The 15,974-nt window shown below is 74.0% G+C and carries 19 protein-coding genes; 17 read left to right on the plus strand and 2 right to left on the minus strand.

Annotated elements, in window-relative coordinates:
• Nucleotides 1-89 precede the first annotated feature (89 nt).
• Both alr and tsaE read left to right on the plus strand, forming a co-directional pair.
• Complete coding sequence (gene alr, locus E0D90_RS14800) at nt 90-1,193, plus strand: alanine racemase (protein ID WP_130798641.1); 1,104 nt, start codon at nt 90-92, stop codon at nt 1,191-1,193.
• 184 nt (nt 1,194-1,377) lie between these two features.
• Nucleotides 1,378-1,929, plus strand: a complete 552-nt coding sequence (gene tsaE, locus E0D90_RS14805; RefSeq protein ID WP_130798626.1) for a tRNA (adenosine(37)-N6)-threonylcarbamoyltransferase complex ATPase subunit type 1 TsaE — start codon at nt 1,378-1,380, stop codon at nt 1,927-1,929.
• Between the two features lie 79 nt (nt 1,930-2,008).
• On the opposite strand, the gene E0D90_RS14810 is transcribed toward tsaE, so the two are convergent.
• Nucleotides 2,009-2,644, minus strand: a complete 636-nt coding sequence (locus E0D90_RS14810) for a L,D-transpeptidase (protein WP_174856203.1) — start codon at nt 2,642-2,644, stop codon at nt 2,009-2,011.
• A gap of 198 nt (nt 2,645-2,842) precedes the next feature.
• Between E0D90_RS14810 and tsaB the strand changes: the two genes are divergently transcribed.
• The 13 genes from tsaB (at nt 2,843) to nusB (ending at nt 13,375) form a co-directional block, all read left to right on the plus strand.
• The gene (tsaB, locus tag E0D90_RS14815) at nt 2,843-3,523 is read left to right on the plus strand and encodes a tRNA (adenosine(37)-N6)-threonylcarbamoyltransferase complex dimerization subunit type 1 TsaB (protein ID WP_130798628.1); all 681 of its coding nucleotides are present in this window, start codon (nt 2,843-2,845) and stop codon (nt 3,521-3,523) included.
• A 59-nt stretch (nt 3,524-3,582) separates the two neighbouring features.
• Nucleotides 3,583-4,131, plus strand: coding sequence for a ribosomal protein S18-alanine N-acetyltransferase (gene rimI / locus E0D90_RS14820; RefSeq protein ID WP_130798645.1), 549 nt, complete (start codon nt 3,583-3,585; stop codon nt 4,129-4,131).
• A 3-nt stretch (nt 4,132-4,134) separates the two neighbouring features.
• Nucleotides 4,135-4,386: a hypothetical protein gene (locus E0D90_RS14825; RefSeq protein WP_130798630.1), complete on the plus strand. Its 252-nt coding sequence runs from the start codon at nt 4,135-4,137 to the stop codon at nt 4,384-4,386.
• Between the two features lie 165 nt (nt 4,387-4,551).
• Nucleotides 4,552-5,907, plus strand: coding sequence for an endolytic transglycosylase MltG (gene mltG, locus E0D90_RS14830; RefSeq protein WP_130798633.1), 1,356 nt, complete (start codon nt 4,552-4,554; stop codon nt 5,905-5,907).
• Nucleotides 5,876-6,733 carry a shikimate dehydrogenase gene (locus tag E0D90_RS14835; RefSeq protein ID WP_103502336.1) on the plus strand — a complete coding sequence of 286 codons (858 nt, stop codon included), beginning with the start codon at nt 5,876-5,878 and terminating at the stop codon, nt 6,731-6,733. The genes mltG and E0D90_RS14835 overlap by 32 nt, the downstream gene beginning before the upstream one ends.
• Before the next feature lie 201 nt (nt 6,734-6,934).
• Nucleotides 6,935-8,155 (plus strand): chorismate synthase, encoded by a 1,221-nt coding sequence (gene aroC, locus E0D90_RS14840; RefSeq protein ID WP_103502337.1) that lies wholly within the window; start codon nt 6,935-6,937, stop codon nt 8,153-8,155.
• Entirely contained in the window at nt 8,152-8,679 is a 528-nt protein-coding gene (locus E0D90_RS14845) for a shikimate kinase (RefSeq protein ID WP_103502338.1), read from the plus strand. The genes aroC and E0D90_RS14845 overlap by 4 nt, the downstream gene beginning before the upstream one ends.
• Entirely contained in the window at nt 8,676-9,770 is a 1,095-nt protein-coding gene (gene aroB, locus E0D90_RS14850; protein ID WP_130798635.1) for a 3-dehydroquinate synthase, read from the plus strand. The genes E0D90_RS14845 and aroB overlap by 4 nt, the downstream gene beginning before the upstream one ends.
• A complete protein-coding gene (gene aroQ / locus E0D90_RS14855; protein ID WP_103502340.1) occupies nt 9,767-10,204 on the plus strand; it encodes a type II 3-dehydroquinate dehydratase in 438 nt (145 codons plus the stop codon). Before aroB ends, aroQ begins: the two co-directional genes overlap by 4 nt.
• A gap of 180 nt (nt 10,205-10,384) precedes the next feature.
• Nucleotides 10,385-11,074, plus strand: a complete 690-nt coding sequence (locus E0D90_RS14860) for an AAA family ATPase (RefSeq protein WP_103502341.1) — start codon at nt 10,385-10,387, stop codon at nt 11,072-11,074.
• Nucleotides 11,075-11,208: 134 nt separating this feature from the next.
• Nucleotides 11,209-12,309 (plus strand): aminopeptidase P family protein, encoded by a 1,101-nt coding sequence (locus E0D90_RS14865; protein ID WP_130798637.1) that lies wholly within the window; start codon nt 11,209-11,211, stop codon nt 12,307-12,309.
• 71 nt (nt 12,310-12,380) lie between these two features.
• A complete protein-coding gene (gene efp / locus E0D90_RS14870) occupies nt 12,381-12,947 on the plus strand; it encodes an elongation factor P (protein WP_103502343.1) in 567 nt (188 codons plus the stop codon).
• A 2-nt stretch (nt 12,948-12,949) separates the two neighbouring features.
• A complete protein-coding gene (nusB, locus tag E0D90_RS14875) occupies nt 12,950-13,375 on the plus strand; it encodes a transcription antitermination factor NusB (protein WP_103502344.1) in 426 nt (141 codons plus the stop codon).
• Nucleotides 13,376-13,564: 189 nt separating this feature from the next.
• On the opposite strand, the gene bldD is transcribed toward nusB, so the two are convergent.
• Nucleotides 13,565-14,065, minus strand: a complete 501-nt coding sequence (bldD, locus tag E0D90_RS14880) for a transcriptional regulator BldD (RefSeq protein ID WP_103502345.1) — start codon at nt 14,063-14,065, stop codon at nt 13,565-13,567.
• 248 nt (nt 14,066-14,313) lie between these two features.
• Here bldD and pyrR point away from each other — a divergent pair, with 248 nt between their 5' ends.
• Together pyrR and E0D90_RS14890 are read left to right on the plus strand one after the other, a co-directional pair.
• Nucleotides 14,314-14,886 carry a bifunctional pyr operon transcriptional regulator/uracil phosphoribosyltransferase PyrR gene (gene pyrR / locus E0D90_RS14885; protein WP_103502346.1) on the plus strand — a complete coding sequence of 191 codons (573 nt, stop codon included), beginning with the start codon at nt 14,314-14,316 and terminating at the stop codon, nt 14,884-14,886.
• Between the two features lie 130 nt (nt 14,887-15,016).
• Nucleotides 15,017-15,974, plus strand: a 958-nt coding sequence (locus tag E0D90_RS14890) for an aspartate carbamoyltransferase catalytic subunit (RefSeq protein WP_130798639.1), incomplete at its 3' end; no start/stop codon positions are given.

Raw genomic sequence — 15,974 nt, forward strand, 5'->3', positions numbered from 1 at the left:
GACGCGGGCGGCCCGGGCGACGGACGCCGGGCACCGCCTCGGCGTCCGGCCCGGCGTCCGTCGCCCGGGCCGCCCGCGTCTGGGCGGAGATCGACCTCGGAGCGGTCCGGTCCAATGTGCGTGCCCTGCGGGAGCGCGCCGTGGGCGGCGCGGGGCTGATGGCGGTCGTGAAGGCGGACGCTTACGGCCACGGGCTGGTGCCGTGCGCCCGCGCCGCCCGGGAGGCCGGGGCCGACTGGCTGGGCACGGCCACGCCGCAGGAGGCGCTCGCGCTGCGCGCCGCCGGTGACACCGGCCCGGTGCTGTGCTGGCTGTGGACACCGGGCGGGCCCTGGCGGGAGGCGATCGAGCAGGACATCGACGTCGCCGCCTCCGCGCTGTGGGCGCTCGCCGAGATCGAGGACGCCGCCCGCGCCACCGGCCGCACCGCGCGGGTGCAGCTGAAGGTCGACACCGGGCTCGGCCGCAACGGCGCGCAGCCCGCCGACTGGTCCGGCCTGGTCGCGGCGGCGCGCGCCGCCGAGGCCGCCGGAACCATCCGCGTGACCGGCCTGTGGTCGCACTTCGCCTGCGCCGACGAGCCCGGCCATCCGTCGATCGCCGCGCAGCAGGAGGCGTTCACCGAGGCGCTGGCCGTCGCCGAGCGCGCCGGGCTGGATCCGGAGGTGCGGCACTTCGCCAACTCCCCGGCCACGCTCACCCTGCCCGCCGCCCACTACGACCTGGTCCGTCCCGGTGTCTCGGTGTACGGGCTCTCCCCCTCGCCCGAGGTCGGGCTGCCCGGCGACTTCGGACTGCGCCCCGCGATGACGCTGCGGGCGACGCTGGCGGCGGTCAAGCGGGTGCCCGGCGGGCACGGCGTCAGCTACGGCCACAGCTACCGGACGCCCGGTGAGACCACCCTGGCGCTGGTGCCCGCCGGTTACGCCGACGGCGTGCCCCGGCACGCCTCCGGCAGCGGCCCGGTCCTGGTCGCCGGGAAGTGGCGGACGGCCGCCGGGCGGGTGGCGATGGACCAGTTCGTCGTCGACCTGGGCGGCGACGCGGCCGAGCCGGGCGACCCGGTGGTGCTGTTCGGCCCTGGCGACGACGGCGAGCCCACCGCCGAGGACTGGGCGCGCGCGTCCGGCACCATCGGGTACGAGATCGTGACCCGGATCAGCGGCCGGGTGCCGCGCGTCCACCGGGGCTGACCACCCGGGCGCCGCCGCGCCCTTCCGGACCGGGCACCTCGGGCGCGGCCCCGGACCGTCTTCCGAACCCGGCGCGCCCCGCACGGCGCGTACCATCGCGACGTGGCCGCCCGGCGCGGCCATCGGGCCTGCGCGGTGAGCGAAGCGCCCGCCCACGGAACACGCGACGGAGAACGGCGGAACGATGAGCGCGGGCACCACCCGGGCCGACGAGCAGGCCCACGCCACAGGAACGGTCGACGGCGCCGAGCGGACGCTGCGGCTCGGCCGCGAACTCGCCGCGCTGCTGCGCGCCGGCGACCTGCTGCTGCTCAGCGGCGAGCTGGGCGCCGGCAAGACCACCCTCACCAGGGGGATCGGCGAGGGGCTGAACGTCCGGTCGGCGGTCACCTCCCCGACCTTCGTGATCTCCCGGGTGCACCCGCCGCTCGGCGACGGCCCCGCCCTGGTCCATGTCGACGCCTACCGGCTGGGCGGCGGCCTGGACGAGATGGAGGACCTCGACCTCGACCTGGCGCTGCCGGAGTCGGTGCTGGTCGTGGAGTGGGGCGAGGGCAAGGTGGAGGAGCTGGCGGAGAGCCGGCTGCTGGTCCGCCTGGAGCGCCCTACCGGCGCCGCGCACGTCCGTGGCCCCGGCGACTTCGCCGACCTGGACGGCGACGCCCCCCGGACCGTGACCCTCACCGGCGTCGGCCCGCGCTGGACGGGCGTCGACCTCGGCGCACTGCTGGACTGAGCGTTCCGCGCTCCGCCGCCATGGTCCCCGCTGCTGACGGTGCGGATGGTGCGGGCGGGCGGAGCGGGTGGTGCCGCCGTCAGGGGACGACGATCACCGGGGTGCCGACCGGCGCGAACTCCCACATGTCCTCGCCGTCCGTGGCGAACTGGCGGATTCCGCCGGTGCGCTGCTCGGAGCCGGGGTCCGGGGTCGATCCGTCAGTGGCGGTGGAGAAGCCGAAGACCACGTCGCTCGGAGCGTCGAAGACGACCACGTTCTCGATCGGGACACCGTCCGAGCCGGTGATCTGCTCCGAGCGCGAGCTGACCAGGTAGCTGCCCGGGTCGGGGCTCACCGAGCTGGGGTAGACGGGGTAGGTGGCCAGGACCGTGTCGCCGAGGCCGTCGTCGGACGGCTCGACCAGCCACACCCGCTGGTCGGCGAGGGCGTAGACGACGCGTAGCCCGTCACCGGACTCGGCGGGCAGCGGCGGCTCGCCGTCGGTCTCGTCACCGTCGGTGTCGAGCTCCTCCTGGGCGCCCTCGTCGGGGGAGCCGGTGCCGTCGGTGGCCTCGGGCGACGGCTCACCGGAGGGTGCCGTGGCGACGGGGGAGCCGTCGGGGGCGGCCGACGCCTGATAGGCGAAGAAGCCGACGGCGGCCAGCGCGACGGCGGTCAGGACGGTGACGAAGGTTCCGGGGGAACCGTGGGATCCGGAGCTGCCGCGTGCCACGATGCGCTGTCGCCTGTTCTCTTCGGAACATCAGATGAAGGACCCGGAACGGGGTCAGGGAACGACGGTAGCAGTCCTGCGGGAACCGCCCTGGCCGGATACCGGCCCCGCACCGGGCCGGTACGCGCCCCGCACCGGCGTCGGGCCGGTGGGACGCGCGGCGCGGGCCCGTGCGGCGGAACCCATAAACTTGGCCGCGTGCTACTGCTCGCGCTCGACACCGCCACCCCCGCCGTCACCGTCGCCCTCCACGACGGCACCCGGGTCCTCGCCACCGGGGACCAGGTGGACGCCCGCCGCCACGGGGAGCTGCTGCTGCCCGGCGTCGACCGCGTCCTCACCGAGGCCGGGCGCCGCCTCGACGAGCTGACCGGCGTCGTCGTCGGCACCGGGCCCGGCCCCTACACCGGGCTGCGGGTGGGGCTGGCCACCGGCTCCGCGCTGGGCGCCGCGCGCGCGGTGCCCGTCTACGGCCTGTGCAGTCTCGACTCCCTCGCGTACGCCGCCGGTCTCGACGAGCCGTTCGTGGTCGCGACCGACGCCCGCCGCAAGGAGGTGTACTGGGCGCGTTACGCCGACGCCCGTACCCGCCTCGGCGAGCCACAGGTCGGCCGGCCGGAGGAGCTGCCCGCCGACGTGCTGGCGCTGCCGGCGGTCGGAGAGGGCGCCACCCGCTACGCCGACGCCTTCACCCGGCCGCTGCCGGACGGCCCGGCCCACGCCTCGGCCGCCGCGCTGGCGTCCCTGGCCGCCGAGAAGCTGGCGGCGGGTGAGGAGCTACCGGCTCCCAGTCCGCTCTACCTGCGGCGGCCGGACGCGCAGGTACCGGCGGGCTACAAGGTCGTGACGCCGCCGTCGCCGCCCGCCCGGGGCGCGTGAACGCCCCGGCGGCGCCCGGGGGCGGCCGCGCCCCGGACAGCGGGGTGGCCCTGACGGAGATGCGCTGGTGGCACATCGACCCCGTCCTCCTCCTGGAGCACCGGCTCTTCCCGGAGGACGCCTGGTCCGCCGGGATGTTCTGGTCCGAGCTGGCCCACGCGCGGGGGCCCGAGCGCACCCGGCACTACGTGGTGGCGACGACGCCCGAGGGGACCCTCGCCGGCTACGCCGGGCTGGCCGCCGCGGGCATCACCGGCGATGTGCAGACGATCGCCGCCGCCCCCGAGCACCAGGGCACGGGGCTCGGCTCCCGGCTGCTGCGCGAACTCCTCGGCGCGGCGTCGACCTTCGGCTGCCAGGAGGTCTTCCTGGAGGTGCGGACCGACAACGAACCGGCGCAGCGGCTCTACCGGCGGTACGGGTTCGAACCGGTCGGTATCCGCAGGAACTACTACCAGGCGGCGGGGCAGGACGCCCTGGTGATGCGCCTGGACCACACCGAACCACTCCGCGACGAGCGCACCGGCAGCACCGGCAGCACCGGCCGGACCGCTGGAGACCGCGACGCCGACGCCGACCGACGACACCGAGCACGCCCCGGAGGCTGACGAGTGACCATCGCCCTGATGTGGGAGGCCAAGGCGGCCGACGGACGCGGCGCCCACCTGCTGGAGTGGGCCCGCGCCCAGTCCCTCGACCCGGCGCCGGCCAGGCGTGAGACGTTCGAGGCGGCAGGGGAGCGGGTGCTGGTGATCACCTGGTGGGACGGGGTCGAGCTGGACGCCGCCGTGCCCGAACTCCCCACGCCGGAGGCAGAGTTGATCGCCCGCCCCGTGCACCGCTGGCGGTTCCGCCAGGTCTGACCGGCCCGCGCACCCCCGGTCCCGCGACGCGCACGGGCCCGTCCGCTCCCGCTCGCGGCCGTGTACCGGCCCCGCAACGACCGCGTCACAGACCCGGCCGGACCGGGCACCCGCGCATTACGATGCCCGGGCGAGCTGAGGAGCGTGCGGACGGGGGAGGCGCCGATGAGAGGCCGAGTGACGCGCGCGCTGCTGCCGGCGCTGCTGGCCGCACTGGTGCTGATACCGGGGGCCGCCACCGCACGGGCCGCCGACGGCGCGACAGCGACCGCCGCCCCCTCCGCGACGGTCCTCGCGGCGGCGCCCACCCAGACCGACCCCGAGCCCGACCCCGACACCGGTTGGGACCCCGGCCCCGACCAGGGCGAGAAGGACTTCTTCACCCGCGCCGACGGCGACTGGGACGAGGCGGACGACGCGGACCGGGGCCGCCGCGGCGCCAAGCCCGCCAAGCGGCGCGGCGGTGTCGCCTGCCTGGGCGTCGCGGTGCTGCTGGTCGGGACCGTAGGCGTCGCCGGCTACTACGGGAAGCAGTTCTACGACTCCCGGTTCGGGCCCCCGGCCGACTTCGCCGGTGAGGGCACCGGCGAGGTCTTCGTGGAGATCCCCGAGGGCTCCAACCTCACGCAGATGGGCAACATCCTCAAGGACGCCGGCGTCGTGAAGAGCGTCGGCGCCTTCACCCGCGCCGCCGAGGGCAGCAGCATCCAGGCCGGTTACTACGCCCTCCGCGAGGAGATGTCGGCGGAGGCCGCCGTCGAGGTGATGACCGACCCCGCGACGCTCAACACCCTGACGTTCCCCGAAGGGCTGCGCACCGAGCAGGTGTACGCCGCCATCGACGACAAGCTCGACCTGGCGGACGGCTCCACGGCGGAGATCGCCGCCTCCGGTTCCATCGAACTGCCGGACTGGGCAGTCGCCGACCACGACGACATCAAGGACCCGCTGGAGGGCTTCCTCTGGCCGGCGCGTTACGACATCGGCCCGGAGACCGAACCGGAGGCCCTGCTGCAGTCGATGGTGGACCGTGCCGCGGCCGGCTACGCCGAGCAGGGTGTCGAGGACGCGGCCGAAGGGCTGGGACTGAGCTCTCCGCTGGAGGTGATCACCGTCGCCAGCCTGGTCCAGGCGGAGGGGAAGACGAGTGACGACTTCACGCAGATGGCCGAGGTCATCTACAACCGGCTCAAGCCGGACAACGACGTGACCAACCAGCTGCTCCAGTTCGACTCCACCTACAACTACCTCATGGGCCAGAGCGAGATCGCGATCACCGAGGCCGAGATCCTCGGCAACAAGGATCCCTACAACACCTACGTCCACAAGGGGCTGCCGCCCGGGCCGATCGGCAACCCCGGCGCCGACGCCGTGGCCGCGACGCTCTCGCCGACCAACGAGGGATGGATGTTCTTCATCTCCATCGACGGCAACGAGACGGTGTTCACCCGCACCCACGACGAACACAACGAGCTCCGCGAGGAATTCAATGAACGGCAAGGACTCTCCTCGACCGGCTGAGGCGCAGCGCGCCGCGGTGCTCGGCTCACCGATCGAGCACTCGCTCTCGCCCGATCTGCACCGTGCCGCCTACGCGGCGCTGGGTCTGGCGGGCCGCAGCTACGACCGTTTCGAGGTCGGCGAGGAGGAGCTGCCCGCGTTCCTCGCGGGGCTGGACGGCAGTTGGTCGGGCCTGAGCCTGACGATGCCGCTGAAGAGGGCGGTCATCCCGCTGCTGGACGCGCTCACCCCTGCCGCGGAGTCCGTCGGCGCCGTCAACACCGTGCTGTTCGGCCCGGACGGTCACCGGCTCGGTGACAACACCGACATCCCCGGGATCACCGCCGCCCTCGCCGAGCGCGGCGTGACCCGGGTCGAACGGGCCGCGGTACTGGGCGCCGGGGCGACCGCCGCCTCGGCGCTGGCCGCGCTGGCGGGGATCTGCGACGGAGAGGTGACCGCGTATGTGCGCGGGCCGGACCGGGCCCGCGAGATGAGCGACTGGGGTGAGCGCCTCGGCGTCGACGTACGGACCGCGCCGTGGGAGAAGGCCGCCGAGGCGCTGGAGCTGCCGCTGGTCGTGGCCACCACCCCGGCCGGTGCCACCGACGGCCTGGCCGCAGCGGTACCCGAGCGGCCGGGAACCCTGTTCGACGTGCTGTACGACCCCTGGCCCACCGCCCTCGCGGCTGCCTGGCAGCGGCACGGCGGGACCGTCGTCGGCGGCCTCGACCTGCTGCTGCACCAGGCGGTCCTCCAGGTCGAGCGGATGACCGGCCACGCCCCCGCGCCCCTGGAGGCGATGCGCGCCGCCGGAGAGCGGGCGCTGGCCGGCCGCCACCGTTGACGCGGGCCCGCCTGAGCAGAGGACCCGTGCCGTCGGCCCGTCGGCCCGTCGGCCCGGGCCTGCGGGTGTGTCGGCCCGGGCCTGCGGGTGGCGTGCCCGGCCACGAGCCGGGTCCGCACGCTGGACGGAGCGCGGTCGCACCCCCGGCACGTGGGAGGATGGCCGCGGCAGAGCGCGTGATCGAATTACCTGGAGGGTCCGTTGAGCAGGCTGCGCTGGCTGACGGCGGGGGAGTCGCACGGCCCCGCGCTGGTGGCGACGGTGGAGGGACTGCCGGCGGGCATCCCCGTGGACACCGAGCTGATCGCCGACCATCTGGCGCGGCGGCGTCTGGGCTACGGGCGCGGCGCCCGGATGAAGTTCGAGCGCGACGAGGTGACCTTTCTCGGCGGCGTCCGCCACGGACTGACCCTCGGGTCGCCGGTCGCCGTGATGATCGGCAACACCGAGTGGCCCAAGTGGGAGAAGGTGATGGCGGCCGACCCGGTCGACGCCGCCGAGCTGGAGTCCCTGGCCCGCAACGCCCCCCTGACCCGCCCCAGGCCCGGCCACGCCGACCTCGCGGGGATGCAGAAGTACGGCTTCGACGAGGCCCGCCCGGTGCTGGAGCGCGCCTCCGCGCGGGAGACCGCCGCCCGGGTCGCCCTCGGCGCCGTCGCCCGCTCCTACCTGCGGGAGACCGCCGGCATCGAGGTCGTCTCGCACGTGGTGGAACTCGGCGCGGCCCGCGCCCCCTACGGCCTGATCCCCGCGCCGGAGGACGTCGAGCGGCTGGACGCCGATCCGGTCCGCTGCCTGGACCCCGAGGCCAGCAAGGCGATGGTCGCGGAGATCGACCAGGCCCACAGCGACGGTGACACCCTCGGCGGCGTCGTCGAGGTGGTCGCCCACGGTGTGCCCGTCGGCCTCGGCTCGCACGTCCACTGGGACCGGCGGCTGGACGCCCGGCTGGCCGGCGCACTGATGGGCATCCAGGCGATCAAGGGAGTCGAACTCGGGGACGGCTTCGACCTCGCCCGGGTCCCCGGCTCGCAGGCGCACGACGAGATCGTCGCCACCACGCCCGGCGCCGCGCCCGACGGTACGGGCTCCCGCGATCTCGGGATCCGCCGCTCCTCCGGCCGCTCGGGCGGCACCGAGGGCGGCCTGACCACCGGCGAGGTGCTGCGCGTCCGTGCGGCGATGAAGCCCATCGCCACCGTGCCGCGCGCACTGGCCACCGTCGACGTCGCCACCGGCGAGGCGGCCCGCGCACACCACCAGCGCTCCGACGTCTGCGCGGTCCCCGCCGCCGGCATCGTCGCCGAGGCGATGGTGGCGCTGGTGCTGGCGGACGCGGTCGCCGAGAAGTTCGGCGGCGACAACGTCACCGAGACCCGGCGCAACGTCCGCGGCTTCCTCGACTCCCTGGAGATCCGGTGACCTCTCCGCCCGCACGGCCGCTGGTGGTCCTCGTCGGGCCGCCCGGAGCCGGCAAGTCCACCGTCGGCGCCCTGCTCGCCGAACGGCTCGGAGTGGCCCTGCGCGACACCGACGCCGACGTGGAGGCCACCGCCGGCATGGAGGTCTCCGAGATCTTCCTGTCCGAGGGCGAGGACCGTTTCCGTGAACTGGAGGCGGCGGCGGTACGCGCGGCGGTCGACGGTCACGACGGCGTGCTCGCCCTCGGCGGCGGCGCCGTGATGCGCCCGGCCACCCGTGAACTGCTGGCCGGCCTGCCCGTCGTCTTCCTCGACGTGGCGCTCGCCGACGCCGTGCACCGGGTCGGGCTCGACGCGCCGCGGCCGCTGCTGGCCGTCAACCCGCGCAAGCAGTGGCGCACCATGATGGAGACGCGGCGCCCGCTGTACACCGGCGTCGCCCGGACCGTGGTGGACACCGAGGGCCGCACGCCCGAGGAGGTCGCCCGGGCGGTCCTGGACGCATTGGAGCTGACCGAGGCATGACCACCCACCCCGCGCCCACCCGGATCACCGTCGGCGGAGAGGCCGGCACCGATCCGTACGAGGTGCTGATCGGCCACCAGCTGCTCGACCAGCTGCCCGCGTTGGTCGGCAGCGCCCGCCGCGTCGCGGTGCTCCACCCGGAGGCGCTCACCGAGACCGGCGACGTGCTGCGGCAGGACCTCGCCGACCACGGCTACGAGGCGATCGCCATCCAGCTCCCCAACGCCGAGGAGAGCAAGACCGCCGAGGTCGCCGCCTACTGCTGGAAGGCGCTCGGACAGAGCGGCTTCACCCGGACCGACGTGATCGTCGGCGTCGGCGGAGGCGCCACCACCGATCTCGCCGGCTTCGTGGCGGCGACCTGGCTGCGCGGCGTGCGCTGGATCGCGGTGCCCACCACCGTGCTCGGCATGGTCGACGCCGCCGTGGGCGGCAAGACCGGGATCAACACAGCCGAGGGCAAGAACCTCGTCGGCGCCTTCCACCCGCCCGCCGGGGTGCTGTGCGACCTCGCGGCCCTGGCCAGTCTCCCGACGCACGACTACGTCTCCGGCCTGGCCGAGATCATCAAGGCCGGCTTCATCGCCGACCCCGCCATCCTCGACCTGATCGAGCGGGACCCGGCGGCCGCACGGCTGCCCGACGGGCCGTTCACCGCCGAGCTGGTCGAGCGCTCGATCCGGGTCAAGGCGGACGTCGTCTCCGGCGACCTGCGTGAGGCGGGCCGCCGGGAGATCCTCAACTACGGTCACACCCTGGCCCACGCGATCGAGAAGAACGAGCGCTACGAATGGCGCCACGGCGCCGCCGTCTCGGTCGGCATGGTCTTCGCCGCGGAACTCGGCCGCATCGCCGGCCGCCTCGACGACGCCACCGCCGACCGGCACCGCGCGGTGCTGGAGTCGGTGGGCCTGCCCGTGACCTACCGGGGCGACCAGTGGCCGAAGCTGCTCCAGACCATGAAGGTCGACAAGAAGTCCCGCGGCGACCTGCTGCGGTTCATCGTCCTGGACGGGCTGGCCCGTCCCTCGGTGCTGGAGGGCCCCGACCCGGCGATGCTGCTGGCCGCGCACGCGGAGATCGCCGCGTGAGGCGGGTGCTGGTGCTCAACGGCCCCAACCTGGGCCGGCTGGGCTCGCGGGAGCCCGAGATCTACGGCTCGGCAGGCCACGCCGAACTCGTCGAACTGTGCGCCGCGGCCGGGCGTGAGCTGGACCTGGCCGTGGAGGTACGGCAGACCGACGACGAGGCGGAACTCGTCGGCTGGCTGCACGAGGCGGCAGACGGACGGCTGCCCGTGCTGCTCAACCCCGCGGCGTTCACCCACTACTCCTACGCGCTGCGGGACGCCGCCGCGCAGCGCACCGCCCCGCTGATCGAGATCCATCTGAGCAACCCGCACGCCCGCGAGGAGTTCCGGCACCTCTCCGTCGTCTCGGCCGTCGCCACCGGCACCATCGCGGGGTTCGGCACCGGCTCCTACCTGCTGGGACTGCGGGCGCTGGCGGACCTTCCCGCCGGCTGACCCGCGCACCCGGAGCCCGACGGCCGTCCGGGCGGGCCCGCGCGGTGACGTGTGCCCGCCCGGCACTCCACGGGGGGCCGGTTCGTTACCGTGACGTAGAGGTGCCCGCCGCCGTGTGGCACCGTATCCACAGCAGCGGGTCCGAGGGGTCCCGCCCGGATCACGACGGAGCGGCCGCGCATGCATCAGCCCGGTGGGGTGCCCGTACCACCCCCTGCGCCACCGGACAGCAGCACCACCGGACAGTTCCGGATGCCGCCCGGCGGCCCCGCCCCGGCTCCTGCCGGATCGGCGGTCCCGGTCGACCCGGCCCGCGCCGCCCTGGCGGTGCTGCTCATCGGCCCCGCCGGCGCGGGCAAGACCACGGTGGCCCGCCACTGGGCCGACCTCCGGCAGGTGCCCACCGCGCACATCAGCCTGGACGACGTCCGCGAGTGGGTGCGGTCCGGCTTCGCCGACCCGCGCTCCGGCTGGGACGAGCGGTCCGAGGCCCAGTACCGGCTGGCCCGCCGCACCTGCGGCTTCGCGGCCCGCAACTACCTGGCCAACGGCATCTCCTGCGTCCTGGACGACGCGGTCTTCCCCGACCGGCCGGCGATCGGCCTCGGCGGCTGGAAGCGGCACGTGGGACCGGGGCTGATCCCGATCGTCCTGCTGCCGGGCCTGGAGATCGTGCTGGAGCGCAACGCCGCCCGCAGCGGGACCAGGCGGCTCGCCGACGAGGAGGTCGCCGCCATCCACGGGCGGATGGCCGGCTGGTACGGCTCCGGGCTCCCGATCATCGACAACTCCCGCCTGGACGTGGCCACCACCGCCCGGATGATCGACGACGCGGTGGCGCGCAGCCTCACCACTCCGCCCGAGTGGTGACACCAGAGGGGTGACGCGGCCCGGGGCACCCGGTCGTCCCGGAGCCCGCGGCGACGCCCCCGGCGGCGCGCGGCCGCCGCCCGTCCGGCGGCGCTGAACAGGCCGGTACGCACCACCCTGCGTACGCTCGTGCCATGTCCGAGGTACACGCGGCACGACGCTCGGCGCTGCGCGCCAAGAGTTCGCCCGGCGGCGGCACGGCGCTGCTGGTCTCCCGGCCCGCCAACCTCCGTTATCTGACGGGGCTGGCCCCCGACCGGTCGGTGCTGCTGATCGGCCCCGGGGGCGAGGACGTGCTGGTCGCCGCCGACGGGGGCGGCCGGTGGTCGCCGGGGCTCGACCAGGGGCTGCGGGTGCTGGCCGCCGGTGACGAGGAGGATCCGGCGGTCGCCGCCGCTGCGCTCGCCGGCCGCTCCGGCGCGGCCGCCCTCGCGGTGGAGGAACACCATCTGACCGTCACCCGGCACCACGCGCTGCGCACGGCCGCCGGGCCGGTGCCGCTGGCAGACCTGGGCCGCGCGGTCGAGGACCAGCGGCTGGTCAAGGACGCGGAGGAGATCGCCGCGCTGCGCACCGCCGCGGAGATCACCGACCGGGCGCTGGGGGAGTTGCTGGAGTCGATCCTGGTCGGCCGGACCGAGCGTCACCTCGCGCTGGAACTGGACCGCAGGCTGGTCGACCACGGCGCCGACGGGCCCGCGTTCCCGACCTCCGTGGCGACCGGCAGCCACTCCGGCACGGCCGACCACCGGCCGACCGACCGGCGGGTGGAGGAGGGGGACTTCCTCACCGTGCGGCTGGGGGCGCGGTTCCGCGGCTACCGCTGCCGCATCGGCCGCACCTTCGTCATCGGCAGCCGCCCGGCCGACTGGCAGATCGACCTGTACGAGCTGGTCTTCACCGCTCAGCGGGCCGCCCGCGAGGCGCTGGCGCCGGGCGTGGAATGCCGTGAGGTGGACCGTGCGGCCCGCGCCGTACTGGACGGAGCGGGCCACGGAGAGGCGCTGGGGCCGGTCACCGGCAACGGTGTGGGGCTGGAAATCGGAGAGGACCCGCGTCTGTCCCCCGCGGCCATGGGTAGACTGGGCGCTTGTGTGCCGGTCACCGTCGAGCCGGGGGTTCACCTCCCGGGCAGGGGCGGCGTCCGGATCGACGACACTCTCGTCGTCCGCCCCATGGCGGACGGCGGACCCGAGCTCCTCACCATCACGACCAAGGAACTCCTCGCCCTGTAGCTCCGCTCGGGGGACGGGCGGGAAAAAACCTCCGGTCATCCAAAGCAGCAGTCTCAGGAGATTCCGCGACCGTGGCCACCACGAACGACCTCAAGAACGGCATGGTGCTCAAGCTCGACGGGGGCCAGCTGTGGTCCGTAGTCGAGTTCCAGCACGTCAAGCCCGGTAAGGGCGGTGCCTTTGTCCGCACCAAGCTGAAGAACGTGCTCTCCGGCAAGGTGGTCGACAAGACCTTCAACGCCGGGACCAAGGTCGAGACGGCCACGGTGGACCGACGCGGCATGCAGTTCTCGTACAAGGACGGTGCCGACTTCGTCTTCATGGACACCGAGACCTTCGACCAGCTCACCATCACCCCCGAGACGGTCGGCGACACCGCCAACTACCTGCTCGAGGGCCAGGACTGCACGGTCGCCATCTACGAGGAGAGCCCGCTCTTCATCGAGCTGCCGGCCTCCGTGGAGCTGGTGATCGAGTACACCGAGCCCGGTGTGCAGGGCGACCGCTCCACCGGCGGCAGCAAGCCGGCCCGCCTGGAGACCGGTTACGAGATCGGCGTCCCCCTCTTCATCACCACCGGTGAGAAGATCAAGGTCGACACCCGTTCCGGCGAGTACCTCGGCCGGGTGAACAACTAACCGTGGCCGCACGTAGCAAGGCACGCCAGCGCGCCCTGCAGATCCTCTTCGAGGCCGACCAGCGTGGCTGCTCGGTCGCCGAGGTGCTGGCGGACTGGATCCGTCACTCCCACAGCGACGACCGTCAGCCCCGGGTCAGCGAGTACACGATGCAGCTGGCCGAGGGGTACGCGGAGCACGCCGAGCGGATCGACGAGCTTCTGGCCACCTACACGGTCGGCTGGCCGCTCGACCGGATGCCGGTGGTGGACCGCAACATCCTGCGGCTCAGCTCCTACGAGCTGATCTGGGAGGACGAGACCCCTGACGCGGTGGTGCTGGACGAGGCGGTCCAGCTCGCCAAGGAGTTCTCGACCGACGACTCTCCGGCGTTCGTCAACGGACTGCTCGGGCGGCTGAAGGACCTCAAGCCCACCCTGAAGCGCTGAACGCCCGGTCGGCGCCGCCGACCTCCACTCGCCCCGTTGTGCTCCGGCGCAGCGGGGCGAGGCCGTGCCGGGGCGGCTTGGCGCCATCCGGCGCGACGTAGAGCGAGCCCCGCGTGAGCGCTGGGGCCGGCACGACCTCGGGGCGGGCACCGGGGAATCCCGGTACCCGCCCCGACGTCACCGCGTGGTTCAGCTGTCCTCGGTCTGGACCGCGCGACGCGCGTCGGCGCCGAGCACGCCCCAGCTGATGAGCTGTTCGGTGAGGACGGACGGCGACTGGTCGTAGATCACGGCCAGGGTGCGCAGGTCGTCCTGGCGGATCGACAGCACCTTGCCGTTGTAGTCGCCGCGCTGGCTCTGGATGGTGGCCGCGTAGCGCTGGAGCGGCCCGGCCTTCTCCGCCGGGACGTGGGCGAGGCGCTCCAGGTCGAGCACCAGCTTCGGCGGCGGCTCGGCGGCGCCGCCCGGGGTGGTGCCCGGCAGCAGCTCCTGCACCGGAACCCCGTAGAAGTCGGCCAGCTCGGCGAGACGCTGGACCGTCACCGCGCGGTCCCCGCGCTCGTAACTACCGACCACGACCGCCTTCCAGCGGCCCTGGGACTTCTCTTCGACCCCGTGCAGGGACAGACCCTGCTGGGTGCGGATCGCCCGGAGCTTCGCCCCGAGCTGCTTGGCGTATTCGCTGGACATGTGACTCCCCGGAAAGCTGATCTGTAACCCAGTGTGAGGTTACGCAGCGTAATAAGCGCCGTCAAGCGGAGAGCCCGGAAGAATGCTCTGACCAGGGCTGATATCGGCGCATCCGGGGGCACTGCTATGCTGAGCGGGCATGTGCGCGACCCGGTTCGAACGGTCTCACCGTGAACGTTCCGTCCGCACCGCACGCCAGGCGTCCTTTAAGACCCGTCCCGTGAGGCGGGGAAGGAGGTCCGTTTCGTATGGACGCACACCACCCGCCGCCCCGCTCCGTGCTGGAGGCGACGGACATCGCCCGGGTCCTCACCCGGATCGCGCACGAGATCGTCGAACGCGCCAAGGGCGCCGACGACGTCGTGCTCCTCGGCATCCCGACCCGCGGCGTCCACCTCGCGCACCGGCTCGCCGGGAAACTGCACGAGATCACCGGCCGCCCGCTCCCCGTCGGCTCCCTGGACATCACCATGTACCGGGACGACCTGCGGCTGCGCCCGGCCCGGGCACTGGCCCGAACGGAGATCCCGGGCGACGGGATCGACGGCCGCCTCGTCGTCCTCGTCGACGACGTCCTCTTCTCCGGGCGCACCATCCGCGCCGCGCTGGACGCCCTCTCGGACGTGGGCAGGCCGCGAGCCGTGCAGCTCGCCGTCCTGGTCGACCGGGGCCACCGGCAGCTGCCGATCCGGGCCGACTACGTGGGGAAGAACCTGCCGACCTCGCTGCGCGAGACCGTGCGGGTCCAGCTCGCCGAGGAGGACGGCCGCGACGGCGTGCTGCTCGGCCAGCGGGAGACGGCCCCCGCCGCGAGCGAGTAGCCGCCCCCGAACGCAGGTTCCCCCGCGCGGCCCGGCGTGCCGCCGTGCCCGAAAGCGCGCGCCGCGCCGTGCCCGGTGCCCGCATGTCCGTCCGAAACCACAGACACCCACGGAAGGCCCCAGGCAACAGATGAAGCGTCACCTCATCTCGGCCGCCGACCTCACCCGCGACGACGCCGTCCTGATCCTCGACACCGCGCAGGAACTGGCCCGGCTCGCCGACCGGCCGATCAAGAAGCTCCCGACCCTGCGCGGCCGCACCGTGGTGAACCTCTTCTTCGAGGACTCCACCCGCACCCGCATCTCCTTCGAGGCGGCCGCCAAGCGGCTCTCCGCGGACGTCATCAACTTCTCCGCCAAGGGCTCGTCCGTCTCCAAGGGCGAGTCGCTGAAGGACACCGCGCTCACCCTGGAGGCGATGGGCGCCGACGCGGTCGTCATCCGACACTTCGACTCCGGCGCGCCGCACCGCCTGGCGACCTCCGGCTGGATCGGCGGCAGCGTCGTCAACGCCGGTGACGGCACCCACGAACACCCCACCCAGGCACTACTCGACGCATTCACTCTGCGTCACCGGCTGGCGGGCCGTGGTGACGGCGTCGGCGGCGACCTCTCCGGCCGTCACGTCACCATCGTGGGCGACATACTGCACAGCCGGGTGGCGCGCTCCAACGTCTCGCTGCTGACGACCCTGGGCGCCGAGGTCACCGTCGTCGCGCCGCCCACGCTGATCCCGATCGGCTCCGAGGGCTGGCCCTGCGCGGTCTCCTACGACCTGGACGGGGTCCTGCCGAAGACGGACGCGGTGATGATGCTGCGCGTCCAGCGGGAGCGGATGACCGCCGCCTACTTCCCGACCGAACGCGAGTACGCCCGCCGCTACGGCCTCAACGGCGACCGGATGGCACGGATGCCCGAGCACGCCGTCGTCATGCACCCCGGCCCGATGAACCGCGGCATGGAGATCACCGCCGAGGTCGCCGACTCGCCGCGCTGCACCGCCGTGGAACAGGTCACCAACGGCGTCTCCGTCCGGATGGCCGTGCTGTACCTGCTGCTCGGCGGCGCGGCACCCACCGGAACCAACC

Source organism: Streptomyces otsuchiensis (assembly GCF_004305975.1).
In the GTDB taxonomy this organism is placed as follows: Bacteria; Actinomycetota; Actinomycetes; order Streptomycetales; family Streptomycetaceae; genus Streptomyces; species Streptomyces otsuchiensis.